At 47.9% G+C, this 12,990-nt stretch carries 14 protein-coding genes; 1 reads left to right on the forward strand and 13 read right to left on the reverse strand.

From position 1 onward, the window contains the following. Positions 1-2: 2 nt before the first annotated feature. The 5 genes from PCH02S_RS02965 to PCH02S_RS02985 all read right to left on the reverse strand — a co-directional run bounded on the left by PCH02S_RS02965 (position 3) and on the right by PCH02S_RS02985 (position 4,003). A complete protein-coding gene (locus PCH02S_RS02965) occupies positions 3-962 on the reverse strand; it encodes an AAA family ATPase (RefSeq protein ID WP_127449931.1) in 960 nt (319 codons plus the stop codon). 317 nt (positions 963-1,279) lie between these two features. Next, entirely contained in the window at positions 1,280-1,630 is a 351-nt protein-coding gene (gene spoVAE / locus PCH02S_RS02970; protein WP_127449933.1) for a stage V sporulation protein AE, read from the reverse strand. Then, entirely contained in the window at positions 1,627-2,646 is a 1,020-nt protein-coding gene (gene spoVAD / locus PCH02S_RS02975) for a stage V sporulation protein AD (protein ID WP_127449935.1), read from the reverse strand. Before spoVAD ends, spoVAE begins: the two co-directional genes overlap by 4 nt. Before the next feature lie 4 nt (positions 2,647-2,650). Continuing rightward, entirely contained in the window at positions 2,651-3,124 is a 474-nt protein-coding gene (gene spoVAC, locus PCH02S_RS02980) for a stage V sporulation protein AC (protein WP_127449936.1), read from the reverse strand. Between the two features lie 18 nt (positions 3,125-3,142). Next, positions 3,143-4,003 (reverse strand): DUF421 domain-containing protein, encoded by an 861-nt coding sequence (locus PCH02S_RS02985; protein ID WP_127449938.1) that lies wholly within the window; start codon positions 4,001-4,003, stop codon positions 3,143-3,145. Positions 4,004-4,201: 198 nt separating this feature from the next. Here PCH02S_RS02985 and PCH02S_RS02990 point away from each other — a divergent pair, with 198 nt between their 5' ends. Further along, entirely contained in the window at positions 4,202-4,408 is a 207-nt protein-coding gene (locus PCH02S_RS02990) for a DUF1657 domain-containing protein (protein WP_127449940.1), read from the forward strand. A 156-nt stretch (positions 4,409-4,564) separates the two neighbouring features. On the opposite strand, the gene PCH02S_RS02995 is transcribed toward PCH02S_RS02990, so the two are convergent. The 8 genes from PCH02S_RS02995 to PCH02S_RS03030 form a co-directional block, all read right to left on the reverse strand. After that, positions 4,565-4,705 carry an N-acetylmuramoyl-L-alanine amidase gene (locus PCH02S_RS02995; RefSeq protein WP_127449942.1) on the reverse strand — a complete coding sequence of 47 codons (141 nt, stop codon included), beginning with the start codon at positions 4,703-4,705 and terminating at the stop codon, positions 4,565-4,567. 26 nt (positions 4,706-4,731) lie between these two features. Continuing rightward, positions 4,732-5,493, reverse strand: a complete 762-nt coding sequence (locus tag PCH02S_RS03000) for a C1 family peptidase (RefSeq protein ID WP_246068930.1) — start codon at positions 5,491-5,493, stop codon at positions 4,732-4,734. 467 nt (positions 5,494-5,960) lie between these two features. Then, positions 5,961-7,076: a rhamnogalacturonan acetylesterase gene (locus PCH02S_RS03005; RefSeq protein WP_127449946.1), complete on the reverse strand. Its 1,116-nt coding sequence runs from the start codon at positions 7,074-7,076 to the stop codon at positions 5,961-5,963. Between the two features lie 3 nt (positions 7,077-7,079). Beyond that, positions 7,080-8,105, reverse strand: a complete 1,026-nt coding sequence (locus PCH02S_RS03010; protein WP_127449948.1) for a glycoside hydrolase family 88/105 protein — start codon at positions 8,103-8,105, stop codon at positions 7,080-7,082. 53 nt (positions 8,106-8,158) lie between these two features. Further along, positions 8,159-9,004, reverse strand: coding sequence for a carbohydrate ABC transporter permease (locus PCH02S_RS03015; protein WP_127449950.1), 846 nt, complete (start codon positions 9,002-9,004; stop codon positions 8,159-8,161). Positions 9,005-9,016: 12 nt separating this feature from the next. Continuing rightward, positions 9,017-9,904: a carbohydrate ABC transporter permease gene (locus tag PCH02S_RS03020; RefSeq protein ID WP_127449952.1), complete on the reverse strand. Its 888-nt coding sequence runs from the start codon at positions 9,902-9,904 to the stop codon at positions 9,017-9,019. A gap of 99 nt (positions 9,905-10,003) precedes the next feature. Then, positions 10,004-11,323 (reverse strand): ABC transporter substrate-binding protein, encoded by a 1,320-nt coding sequence (locus PCH02S_RS03025; protein ID WP_164819415.1) that lies wholly within the window; start codon positions 11,321-11,323, stop codon positions 10,004-10,006. Between the two features lie 111 nt (positions 11,324-11,434). Continuing rightward, positions 11,435-12,988: a response regulator transcription factor gene (locus PCH02S_RS03030; protein WP_127449954.1), complete on the reverse strand. Its 1,554-nt coding sequence runs from the start codon at positions 12,986-12,988 to the stop codon at positions 11,435-11,437. Between the last annotated feature and the right edge of the window lie 2 nt (positions 12,989-12,990).

A 12,990-nucleotide genomic window follows, 5' to 3' on the forward strand; every position in this document is an offset into this window, starting at 1 on the left:
GCTCACTTCTCCAATCGAACCGGCACGCGAACCTGCTCGAAAATCGAACCGAGCACGGAGTTAACGGTAGCTCCATCCATGCGTGCTTCGGAATGAAGGATCATTCGGTGACCGAGCACAAAAGGCGCAAGGTACTTGATGTCATCTGGAATGACATAGTCTCTGCCTTTTAAGAACGCATAGGCCTTGGACGCTAAAACAAGCGAAAGCGTGGCACGTGGACTTGCACCCAGAAATACAGCGTGATGGTCGCGCGTTTTCCTGGTGATATTAACTAAGTAATCCGATACCGCGTCATCCATATGTACCCTGCGCGCTTGCTCTTGTGCTGCCAGTACTTCCGACGTATCCATCACCGCATGCAAGGCTTCCATCGGATGCGCTTTGATTTGCGAAGCAATCATCTGTTTCTCGGCAGCTTCGCTCGGATAACCCAAACTAAGTTTAATCATAAAGCGGTCAAGCTGCGCTTCCGGCAGAATATACGTGCCTTCGAAATCAATGGGATTCTGAGTGGCCAGCATGAGAAAAGGAGAAGGCAGCTCATGGATATCGCCGTCTACCGTAATATGCTGCTCTTCCATGGCTTCCAGCAGCGCCGACTGTGTTTTGGTCGTTGCGCGATTGATTTCGTCGACAAGTAAAATATTCGCCATGATCGGTCCTGAGCGAAACAGGAACTTTTCTTCTTTGGGATGATATATAGAAACACCGGTAATGTCCGAAGGCAATAAATCGGGATTGCACTGAATGCGACGGAATTGGCCGTCGATGGAACGGGCGAGGGCTTTAATAAGCACGGTCTTGCCAGTACCTGGCACATCTTCCAGCAACACATGTCCGCCGGCCAGCATCGCAGTCAGCAGTAATTCAATCTCAGCGCTCTTGCCGAGTATGCAGGATTCTAAATTCGTTTTCAGTCTAGTTAAAACTTCTACATGATGATGGGTGGCAGTTTCCATGACTTAATCCTCCTTAGAGTTTTCGTAAGAAAACTTACTTCGTAAGCGTATGCTGCGCGGCATTAAAACCTCATCTTGTCACGACCGCCAGGCGCAAAAAAACGCCAAAATGACCGTAATTCTTAAAATAGAAGAGAAAAAGTGCGTAAATCCAGTTTACAGCAAAGTTTTTCGTCCGTATACTTGTAATTCCTCTAAATTTATTTGTTAAAATTACCCATGTGCATTTAGCGCCGCTGAAAATGAAAAAAGTGCAGCAAGTTGAAGGTGTAAGGGGATTACACCAATCAATTTGCTGCACTTGTGGCAGATCGTTTCTATCCCTTAGGCTTAACAAATACGGCGGCAATAAACGAGAAAATAATCGCGGCCGAAATACCCGCGCTGGTCACTTTGAAGATCCCGGTTATGATCCCGATATAACCGTCCTTGTGCAGCTCCTCCAGCGCTCCATGCACGAGGGCGTTACCAAAGCTGGTAATCGGTACGGTTGCACCCGCACCCGCAAATTCAATAAATGGGTCATATAAATTGCAACCATCTGCAATAGCGCCAAGGACGACAAGCGTACTCATGGTATGAGCAGGCGTCAGCTTCCCAACATCCATTAGAAGCTGCCCGAAGACACAGATAGCACCGCCAATGACAAAAGCCCAAAAAAAGTTCATGCGTACAACCCTCCAGACTCAATAGAAACTGCATGCGCGATACACGGGATGCTTTCCCCTTGCTGGAAGGAGAGCGGCGACAGCAAAGCTCCTGTAGCAACAACAAGGATGCGCTTCAGCTCTCCTTTTTTCATGCGTTTGAGGAGATGCCCGTAGGTGACGGTTGCGGAGCAGCCGCAGCCGCTGCCTCCGGCTTGCACATTTTGCGTGTCCCGCTGATAGATCATTAAACCGCAATCATCATACGTCGTTTGTTCAATTGGAACCTTGTGCTTTTCGAACAGTTCACGTGCAATCTCGGAACCGACCGCTGCCAGATCCCCGGTTACAATGAGATCATAATAACCCGGCTCGCGGCCCAAATCGCGGAAGTGAGCCTGGATCGTATCCACCGCAGCCGGAGCCATCGCTGCACCCATATTGAAAGGGTCTGTGATCCCCATATCCACAACCCTGCCGATCGTTGCCGAGGTGATGACGGGGCCATCACCCGTCTTCCCGAGCACGGCCACTCCAGCGCCGGTCACGGTATATTGCGCGGTCGGCGGCTTCTGCGATCCGTATTCCGTCGGATATCGGAATTGCTTCTCTACCGTGCAGTTGTGGCTGCAGGTGCCTGCCATTATATAATTGGCTGCGCCTGAATCCATTAACTGCGCGGCAAGCGCCAGCCCTTCCATCGAGGTCGAGCAAGCGCCGAAGATGCCAAGATATGGCATGCCCAGCGTGCGTGCCGCAAACGTATTGGAGATGATCTGATTCATCAGATCGCCTCCAATATAGAACTGAATTTGGCCGCCCGTGAGCCCGGCATTATCAAGGGCATGCTGCGCGGCTTCCTCAAGCAGCGCTTTCTCCGCTTTCTCCCACGTCTTCTGGCCTACCGTCAGATCGCCATGCACGATGTCGAAGTCTTCCGCTAGTGGACCCTCGCCTTCATCAGGTCCAACTACAGTCCCAGTCGACAGAATGACCGGACGATTCTCGAAAACCCAGCTTTGATGCCCTTTCAGCATAGAATCAGCCCCCACCCATTATGATTAGATGCAAGAGTCCCACAATGAAAGCAGCCACGGTGCCAAAAACGATGACAGAGCCCGCTAATTTGAACATATTCCCGCCTACACCAAGGACTAATCCTTCAGCCCGGTGCTCAATCGCAGCAGAGCAAAGCGAGTTCGCGAATCCTGTAACAGGAACTGCACTGCCGGCGCCAGCCCACTGAGCAATTTTATCGTAGATGCCAAAGCTTGTTAAAATGACCGAAATGATAATCAGAACAGCCACGGTCGGGTTGCCGGCTGTTTTCTCAGTAAACCCGAACCAATTGATAAACATTTGCATAAAGCACTCACCAATTAAGCAAATCGTGCCGCCAACTAAAAAAGCTCTAAGGCAATTTTTCAAAACAGGTCTCTTGGGTTCAATCCGTTTTGCTAATTCCTGATACTCCTGTTGGGTCATTGTTAGATTTTTCTTCTTATTGTTGGCCATACTTTCCCTCCTGCTTGATTAGGATCTTAACAGGGTATGAAGATCCTGAATGACCTTCGTCATCACCACGGAGCTGTCTTGATACATTTTTTTCGCATCAGGATGCTTCGTTGTTAAGGAATACAGCTCAAGATCCGCTTCGCATTTCTTCAGAGTTGCAAGAAGCGCAGGTCTTTCTCTCGGCTGAGGCACTTGCAGCTTGTCATCATAGAGATCAACGGTTAATTCGCCGTTGGTGTCTACATGGCCAAGAAACACATTTTCCTTCGTTACTCCTAGCTTATCCAGTTCCGTTTGCAGCCATCCTATTCCTTTCCCTGCTGCAGCCAGCGGCTCCTTTAGGATCACACCATCCATAATGACCGTCTGGGTCGGCTTTTCCGTTCCCAGCTTCATCCCCAGATGTTTGGGCGTCAGAGGCTGAAACTCGCTTTTGAGCAAAACACTCAGATCACCGCTGGATTCGAGCATCGCAAACTCCACATCCGCCACGCGGAAAACACTTTTCGTACGCAGCTGCTCAAGAAGCTCGTCCCCTGTGTACCGTTCCTTTTTCAAATTATCCTCAAGCACCTTCCCATCTTTGATGAGCACTGTGCCTTTCCCTTCAAACCACGTGCGCAGCGTCTTGCTCTTGAGTGTCAGAAGCTCCAGGACAAAGGGCACAAGACACCAGACCAATATGGCGATAACCCCATGCATAAAGTTGCTTTCAACATCCGTTGAGATGACACCGGCCAAGTCACCAAGCGTGATGCCTATCACATATTCGAAGAACGTCAGTTGAGATATTTGTTTCTTCCCAAGGATTCGTGTCAGTACAAACAGAATAACTAGCGCGCTAAATGCTCTAATAACGATATGTAGCCAATCTGCCACGGGCCCGTTCCCCTCTCTTTCTTAGTGCTCCAAACAAAGTCATTATGTGCAAAATAAGCGAGTGCTATCATTGAATTGGTTTGTATTTAATTGTCAATTATGAGAACGGAGAGAAAGGGTATATTAATGAGCGCAAACAAGTGAAATCGTAATGCTCTCTTTGGTTGCAATCCAAATTCAAATGAAGAGGTGTCTACCATGACTGTAGCTGCTCAAGTAAAAACAACACTGGCCTCCCTCAAAAGCGCGCAAGCCAGCCTAGAGACCTTTGCGTTGTCAACGCAGAATCAGGAAGCTAAACAACTGTATGAAACTGCCGCGATGGCTGCGCAAGACATTGTGAATCAAGTTTCCTCCAGGGTTCAGCAATTGGAAAACGAAGAGCCGCAATACAAAGGCTTCTAGTCTGACCACAAAAACAGCCGATACTTACGAGAAACTCTCGTGTACCGGCTGTTTTGCTTTTTAATACATCATGAGGAGGACTAGTGTAAGTAGTACATAAAGCACTAAAATAAGCAATTTGAGATGATCTTCTTTTGGCATGTGCGCCGCCCCTTGCTATTGTGTCGGTTGGCCGGAAGCTTTTCTCAATTCATTCGCTAGTCGGTGAAACTCATCTCTTGCCTGCGGGTCCTCTGTTGCCATGTATGCCGCAGATAAAAAGGCAATGATTTTATTGGCATCTTCAACACTTATCACAGCTTATTCCCTCCTAGAAGCACACTTTATTTTCCGGTCCAATAATCGAAGGTCAGCACATTGTTTTTGAAAAAGGAATAAGGCAAATAACAGTAGCCTTGATCTCCCCAACTTTTTCCCCAAGAGTTGCGAACGATCATTACGCCTTGACCTTTCTTCTTGCCGTCTCTATACCCAACAGCCAGCATAGCGTGCCCGCCTAGCAGCATTTCTTTTTTTCGGTCTGGATAAGGAACACGTCCTGTTCGGATAACCGGCAGGCTTTCAAAAGAGCTATACAGCCATATGCCGAAGACAACAGGCTGACCGTCTGCCAAAGCCGCTTTGATTCCCGCCAGATCGTGAATGCGATGATAACTGCCGATACGATAATTTCCTGCCGTTTGTTCAGCCTCTCTATCCGGCTTCTCTTTATATTTGGCAATTTGATACGGCCATTCGCTTTCCGGGCAAACACCGATTTTCTGAAGCACTTTCATCCCGTCGCGGACCGTTGCGCCAGAGTCCCTACTTACCGTGCCTTCTAATTGCCTCTCATGCCAATAATGAAAAAGCCGGGATAATCGAGGCGCTGAATCGCTTTCTTGACGCAGCCAATATTCACGTAATCCGCTTACAATGGCATTCGACGTGCAAGATCCTAAATTCCCTTGATTGACAATTGGAGAAAGCTTGCTCCGCAGGTCGACTTTGCCGGGCAGCTGAGATTCACGGACATAATTGACACTTCGGTAAAAATAGTCTCGAAAGTCACGTTGGTCCCTCTTTACCGTTAACTTTCTTCTCATCTGGTTTCCTCCCCATTGCCCGTTTGTGGAATTGTACTCCAGTGTATTCACCCATAGGCAGGAGCGTGCAAAAAAGCGCATACCCTCAGGCAGGAGCTCGGCTTTTTCATGGTAAACCGTCCAATCATTTGACTTCTACTGGACCTACGGATTTGATATTCGAGAACTGCAGGGCGCTATTTCTCGGAAAACGCATGTTTTCTGAGTGTAAAGGGAACTGTGGGCCTCTATTCGGTTAATTTCAACCGGAATAACTGTCGCAGGGGTCAGATAAGACCCTGTAGTTCCGCTCATCGTGGAGATTGCTCGATTTCCTCGAAATAGAGGACTCCAGTTCCCTTATGATCTGCCCTAGCGGAATTTCCATCAGCACGTTATTTTCCAGAAAATAACGTATCCCGCCCAAACAGAAAAACCAGGCAAACCACGTCTGTATCAGACGGGTCTACCTGGTTCTATTAGATGCTTTATCGCAGATAACGCGAAAGCGGCAGTATCTGTTGCTTTCGAATACACGCAACGACTAACTCGGCGATAGCGATACCGCCTTTTTCTTGAAAATGCGTATTATCCTCTGCTCCTTTTGGGAAGTTAGGAAACTCCCCGGGCCAGGCCCACATGAACAAGGATTTAGTTTCCTCAGGACCGAGCGCTTCGAACAATTGCTTGCTAGCTTCCGCCAAATCAATGAGAAGAACATCCGCCTCTTCGGCCAGCTGCTTCATAGCCGTGATATACTCGCCGTGGGTGTCGACGATTTTGCCAGCTTCATCAAAAAATCTCCGCTGCACTGGTGTCACTAGAATCGGGACAGCTCCCCGCGTCCGAGCCTCCTGAATATAAAGCATAAGATGTTCTTTATACGTGGTAAAAGGGGAGGTCGCCCGCTCCTCATCCAACTTTTGATCGTTATGCCCAAATTGAATGAATAAATAGTCATTCGCATTCATCCTATCAAGAATCGGCGTAAACCGCCCTTCATTCAGGAAGCTCTTGGAGCTGCGGCCGGACATCGCATGATTCGATACAGCGGCGTCCGCTTTGATGAACTGCGGCAACATTTGCCCCCAGCCTGTGTACGGATATCCATCCTCCGGCTGATCGGTTACCGTGGAGTCGCCAACCAAATATAAGGTAGCTGCTTGAGGCGCCGAAATGATCTCGAGCGCATTAATGCGCGGTGCAGCGCCTGAGAAGGCAAGCCTCAATTGCCCGTCTGCTACATGGACGCTAAAGCTGCTGGACACGAACTCGCCCGCCGCCGTTCGGCATTCCGATAAAAGCAGCCTTCCCTGCCCTACTTTTAAGCCCGTAACTGTTGCGGTAATCAGATCCCCCATGAGTGTGTGAATCGTATAATTGCCATTCGGCAAATCGACAAGAAACACAGCGCCCACGGGAATGCAAAAGTCTTGACGGAGCGCTCCCTGTCTCCCGCGATCCCTTTCATAGACCTCTGAGCCAACCCTAAACCCATAGCCGCCACTACTTTCATGATAAAAAGAATCACGGCTAACTTTGGTGAAACCCTCTTTCGCACCACTTTGTTCAGGACCAAAGTCGAATTTCAAATGTATGTTCATCTTCTACCAGTCCCTGCGGTTAAGCAACGAGGATAAGAAAATCAGTCCCAATCCTTGACCCCAGCCTTGAATCCGTTTGTACGGGACTCCTTTGTAGCCGTCAATATCCCGCATCACCGCTGTGCCGGCAGACACGCCTGTAATCGTACCATCATCTGTTATGCGCGAAAGAATCCCCTTGATCGACTTGTTTGTATATTTATTGTATAACGGCCCTGCACCGATGAGCGCGGCCGCGATACCTGCGGAACCGGACGTTTCCAAATACGCATCCTTATCCGTCAGAACGGTATGCCATAGTCCGCTTTCATCCTGCAACCGCACGAGTGCGCTTAATTGATCACGCAGAGAACCTTCAATAATCATAAAAGAAGGATGTGTCACATGCACAAGCCTTAAAGCGCGTGCCATCGTAATGGCTGCCCATGAGTTGCCGCGTGCCCAATAAATGCCTGACATGTGATTTTGCGCCAGATTGTCCCAGCCATGGTAATACAAGTTTGTCGCAGCATCCTGCAGCACATTTTCATGGCCGTGGTACTGCTTCAAGCCGTCCTCAAAATAATCCTCACGATTCAGCATCGAACCGATCCGCACCAGGAAATACCCCGCCATGAACATCGTGTCCACCCATGCCTGCTCTGGGAAATTGTACGTTTCCGAGTTTACAGTATGCTGGAAAATGCCGTCTCCAAAACGCTCCGCTTCATGCTTCAGGAAGTCTGCCATTTGCGTAGCGATCTCCATATACCGCTCTTCCCCGGTTTCCTTGTACAAGGTTAACAGCGAGTGACCAATCGAGATGCCGTTGACGGATAGCTTGGGCAGCCCGTCTTCCAGCTTTTCATCGACCCATTCTTTTAACAGTTGAAGATACTCTTTATTTCCCGTTGCTTCATAGGCTTCAGTTACCCCATAAAAAGCTACGCCGCCCGGCCAATCCCAATTAAAGTCCATCCGGAACGTTCTATGCACAACACTGTCAATGACTTCGCGAATCTCATCCGGATCAAATTGTAAAGCTGGCATCTCTTCATTTCCTCCCTGTAGCTGGTGATTGTTCAAATGAGCATTCATTCTCATTATCCTTTCAAACCGCTCGTCGAAATTCCGTCAACAATATATTTTTGAAAAATCATAAACACAACGAAAATCGGAACTAGCGACAACGTCGACATCGCGAACATACCGCCCCAGTTATTTAGGGACTCACTGTCCAAGAATAGCTTAAGCGCTAGGGATACTGGATACAGCTGGGCATTATTTAAGTAGAGCAACGGCGTGTAGAAATCGTCCCATCTCCAGTAGAAGGAGAAGATTGCCGATGTCACGAGAGCCGGGACGATAAGCGGGATAATAATTTTGTAGAAAATGCTGTATTTGCTGCAGCCGTCCATTTTCGCAGCTTCATCAAGCTCAGGCGGAATCGTGCGGATAAACTGCATAATAAGAAAGATAAAGAACGGAATTCCGAAAAACTGCGGCACAATAATCGGTTTAAAGCTTGATAACCAGCCAATTTTGGCGAACAAAATATATTGCGAAATAATCGTTACATCTTGAGGCAGCAGCAGCGTCAACATCACCATGGCGAACCAGAATTTGCTTCCTGCAAACTTGATGCGAGCGAAGCCATATCCGACAAGAGCGGAAGAAGCCACGGCGCCAATCGTTGAAAGAATCACGATAATGAAGCTGTTTTTCATGAAAGTCGCAAACGTGATGCCTGCAAATCCCTTCCAACCGGATACATAGTTGCTCCACTCCAGCCGGCTGGGAATCAGAGAGGTTGCCGTTGTGTAAATCTCATCATTTGGCTTGAAGGAACTGGCGACCAGCCAGAGAATCGGATAAATCGCAGTAAGCGCGATGAGGCAGACGAACAGATGATACAGCACTGTTTTCAAATTTTTTGCTCGAAAAACCATGTCAGATCCCTCCTAGCTCTCGTAATGAACCCAATATTTTGATGTTTTGAAAATAACCAAGGTGATGAGCCCGATCAAGATGAGCATGAACCAAGCCATTGCTGACGCATAACCCATTTCAAAGAAGACAAATGCGCGATGGAATAAATACAGCGAATATAACAGCGTATTGTTAAGCGGACCGCCTTCACCGTTCGAAATGATATAGGCCGGCGTGAAGGTTAAGAAGCCCGAAATCGTTTGCAAAATGAGATTAAACAAGATAATTGGACTTAACAAAGGCAGTGTGATGTGAAAAAATTTGCGAACAGGTCCTGCTCCGTCCACGCTTGCCGCCTCGTAGTAAGTGCCTGGGATGTTTTTGAGTCCAGCTAGAAAGATAAGCATTGATGAACCGAACTGCCAGACCGACAAGAGCACCAACGTGCCCAGCGCCGTAGCCGGCAAGCCAATCCAAGAAGTGGTGGTGTGGATACCAATGCTGCCGAGGAACGCATTAATTAACCCTTTGTCACCGAAAATTTGACGCCACATGATAGATACTGCAACGCTTCCGCCAATCAACGAAGGCAAGTAGTAGGTAGCTCGGTATAAGCCAATTCCTCTTGCAGCACGATTGAGCAGCATGGCTACCAATAAGGCAATGATCAGACGCATTGGAACAGATGTAAGCACGTAGATTAGCGTCACGCGAATTGAATCTATGATTTTGTCATCACTTGTAAACATCTTCTCGTAGTTCGCAAACCCTACCCATCGCGGTGGAGACAATAAATCATACTCCGTAAATGAGAAATAGAGCGAAGAAAACATGGGAAACAGCGTGAAGATCAAAAAACCAAGAATGAAAGGTGAGACAAACACATAGCCGACTATGTGATCATTTTCACGTAGTTTCATAATTCCACTCCTTTATGCAATCATTTTCTGTGTATTTGGAAGGGCAGCCGGATTAGAGCCACCCTTTTATACCTGTAACTTGTGTCCTACCATCCATGCTTACTTCTTATTTTTCGCTAAAATGGCATTGGCTTCACTCATGAATTTGGCAGCGGCCTCTTCCACCGTAAGCTTGCGAAACAAGATTTGCTCTTGCATATCACGGAGCAGCCTGCTTACTTCCGCAGACCCTATCGGATCAGGCGGATCCATGGGGCTGCTGTTTTTCTCCACCCAAGTTACGTAGTCGTACACTTTCATTTCTTCTTCAGAGAGCGTCGGCTTTAAAGCGTCCTTGACCTTCGAGGAAATAGGGATCCCCCGATCGCCTTTGATCAATTTATTAGCCTCCACATCATTTAAAAACCATGAGATGAATTTGGCCGCTTCCGTCTTTTGTTTGGAGCTTTTGGCGATGGAGAACAGCATAGTGGGCTTTAAGTATAGCCCTTGGTTCCCGTTCGGTCCCGGCAATCCGGTTAAGCTGAGCGGTTTCTTGGCGGCTTCCTGCAGCGATGTGAATTGATTCGACCACGCCATCGTCATGAAGCCATCCCCTAGCGCAATCGGATTCTCCTCAGGCATCAGCTTGGACAATGACTCTTTGTCCCAGTCGCGCATATAGCCCGCCTCATACCACTCTAGATACATAGTGAAATAATCTATAAAATAGCGGGGATCGCTAAATCCAAGACTCGTACCATCCTGGCTAAAATAGTGCTGATCTTGCGTGCGCAGATAGTATGGGAAAAACTGATCAAAACGCATATGATCGAGCACTTTCCCTTTTGCCTTCATCCGCTTGGCGATTTGCTCCAAATCGGACCATGTCCAGCTCTTCGAGATGGCAGAGATCCCCGCCTCCTTCAGCATGGCGGCGTCATAGGTGGTCCCCATCGCATTAACACCTAGCGGGATGCCGTACAGCTTCCCGTCCACTCGTCCGGAATCAATCGTCTCGGGCGAAGCGGATCGCACATCGATCGTTCCGTTATTCGTCAGCTCGGACAAATCTTCCAATTGATCCTTCGTTGCATATTGGGTTAGATACGAGATATCCATCTGGATAATATCGGGCAATTGATTGGCCGCAGCTTGAGGTGCCAGCTTTTTCCAGAAGTCATCAAAGCCGGCATATTCCGTATCAATTTTCACGTTAGGATTCAGCTCCTGGTACATGGCAATCAGTTTCAACGTGTAGTCATGTCTGGACTGACCGCCCCACCAGGCAATTCGCAGCTTAACTTCTTGCTTGGAACTGCTTCTATCAGACTCCATGTTCCTCGGGTTTCCATCCGCAGATGGCTGTTTGGCACTGCATCCGATGATGGCGAACATCAATGGAATGAGAAGCATGGCCGGTAATCGTCTGCGTTTCATTGTTAGCGTCCTCCTGTGTACCCTGCGCCACATCTCCTATTATGGGCTCGCAGGAGCAAAAATTGAATCTAATTTACCGCGTTAAATGTTCAAAAAACAGTGAATACGGGCCTACGTCGTCAGCTTCTTATACTCGGATGGCGCGCAGCCGGCAATCTTTTTGAACACCTGCGAAAAGTACTGCGGATTATCGCCGAAGCCCAATTGTTCCGCTAATTCGAACATTTTGACGTCATCATTCAATTTGATCATCTCCATCGCTTTTCGGATTCTCACCGTGACAACGTAGTTAGAGAAGCGCTCGCCCGTCTCTTTTTTGAACAATTTGCCCAAATAATCCGGGTTCATATACAGCATTTTGTGCGCTACCCAGTTGAGCGACAGCTCGGCGTTCGCGAGCTCCGCATTCACAATATCGATCACCTTCTGAATGACCTGGGAATGCTTATTTCTGTTCTGTTCAAAAATGGCGTGCGTAATTTCTGAGGCGGTTTGCTTCAGCAGCTGGATGCTTGCCTGCAGTGTTTCCATCTGTGAGATATGGCCAATAAGGCCCATATACTGGTGCATTTGCGGTTCTGCACATAACCTTGTCATGGAAATAAAGCTTTGAATGACATACGATTTGGTCGTCTGAATATCCAATCGGGAGTTCACAAGAAGCTCTTGAAACGCTTCAATACTAGCTTCAGCTTCTTCCCAGTTTCCTGCGCGGATCGGAAATAGAATGCGATCTTCATCAAAAACAAATTGGGCTTGACTCGGCTGCGCAGATCCCAAAATGTCGCGCATCGTGATAAGGCCGCCTTCGCCTAGATAAAAACGGTGGCTCAAGCAATCTATCGCTTGCAGATACAGTTTTCTGGCTTCCCCGATTTCTCCGGACTCGCTTAGAGCAGCCGTGGTATCGATTTTGTAATACAACATGAAAATACGCCGGATTTCTTCAATTTGCTCCTGCAGTCGAGTCATATCATCTTGATCCTCGATCATAACCAATATTTGCTCCGCAATGGTAGAGCTCAGGAGCGGTTCATCGAGAATATCTTCGGCAATATTTTTTACGGCAAATAAATGCTCATATTCGAACTTGTCTTCCAGCCGGAATAACAACAATCGAACTTTCCTTCCACTGACATGCAGTCCGAATAAATCCTGATAATATTCCCAATCGCGGCTGCCATACGATTTATTCGTCACGAATTCCTTCAAGAATTGCTCTTTGACATGCGGAAGCACTTTCTGCAAATTTGCTTTCATCGACTGAATGAAGCCTTCTTTGCTCTCCTCCTGTTTGTACTCGGCAGCAATTTCACTAAGCGCTTTCAAAATGCTGTTTTCGTTGCACGGCTTCAACAAGTAGTGTTTAACGCCATGCTGCATCGCAATTTGCGCATATTCGAATTCATCAAAACCCGAAAGCATGATAAAGCGCGTATGGGGATGAGTTTCCTTGACTTTGGCGACTAACTGCAAGCCGTCCATGCCAGGCATCCGGATGTCACTGATCACAATATCCGGCTCGTATTCACAGACAAAGGCGTAAGCTTCGATCCCGTTGCGGGCGGTTCCTATCAGCTCGGTATCGACCGATTGCCAATCCACGATGGATGAAATCCCTTCCAGAATCATCCGTTCATCATCAACCAATAACACTTTATACATCG

Origin of the sequence: Paenibacillus chondroitinus NBRC 15376 (assembly GCF_004000765.1) — a bacterium.
In the GTDB taxonomy this organism is placed as follows: Bacteria; Bacillota; Bacilli; order Paenibacillales; family NBRC-103111; genus Paenibacillus_E; species Paenibacillus_E chondroitinus.

Excerpts from the sequence above, each read along its gene's own strand:
- PCH02S_RS02965 (WP_127449931.1), bottom strand. The coding sequence starts at position 962 with ATGGAAACTGCCACCCATCATCATGTAGAAGTTTTAACTAGACTGAAA.
- PCH02S_RS03005 (WP_127449946.1), bottom strand. The coding sequence starts at position 7,076 with ATGAACATACATTTGAAATTCGACTTTGGTCCTGAACAAAGTGGTGCG.
- PCH02S_RS03000 (WP_246068930.1), bottom strand. The coding sequence starts at position 5,493 with ATGAGAAGAAAGTTAACGGTAAAGAGGGACCAACGTGACTTTCGAGAC.
- PCH02S_RS03030 (WP_127449954.1), bottom strand. The coding sequence starts at position 12,988 with ATGTATAAAGTGTTATTGGTTGATGATGAACGGATGATTCTGGAAGGG.
- spoVAD (WP_127449935.1), bottom strand. The coding sequence starts at position 2,646 with ATGCTGAAAGGGCATCAAAGCTGGGTTTTCGAGAATCGTCCGGTCATT.
- spoVAC (WP_127449936.1), bottom strand. The coding sequence starts at position 3,124 with ATGGCCAACAATAAGAAGAAAAATCTAACAATGACCCAACAGGAGTAT.
- PCH02S_RS02990 (WP_127449940.1), top strand. The coding sequence starts at position 4,202 with ATGACTGTAGCTGCTCAAGTAAAAACAACACTGGCCTCCCTCAAAAGC.
- PCH02S_RS03015 (WP_127449950.1), bottom strand. The coding sequence starts at position 9,004 with ATGGTTTTTCGAGCAAAAAATTTGAAAACAGTGCTGTATCATCTGTTC.
- PCH02S_RS03010 (WP_127449948.1), bottom strand. The coding sequence starts at position 8,105 with ATGCCAGCTTTACAATTTGATCCGGATGAGATTCGCGAAGTCATTGAC.
- PCH02S_RS03020 (WP_127449952.1), bottom strand. The coding sequence starts at position 9,904 with ATGAAACTACGTGAAAATGATCACATAGTCGGCTATGTGTTTGTCTCA.
- spoVAE (WP_127449933.1), bottom strand. The coding sequence starts at position 1,630 with ATGAACTTTTTTTGGGCTTTTGTCATTGGCGGTGCTATCTGTGTCTTC.
- PCH02S_RS03025 (WP_164819415.1), bottom strand. The coding sequence starts at position 11,323 with ATGAAACGCAGACGATTACCGGCCATGCTTCTCATTCCATTGATGTTC.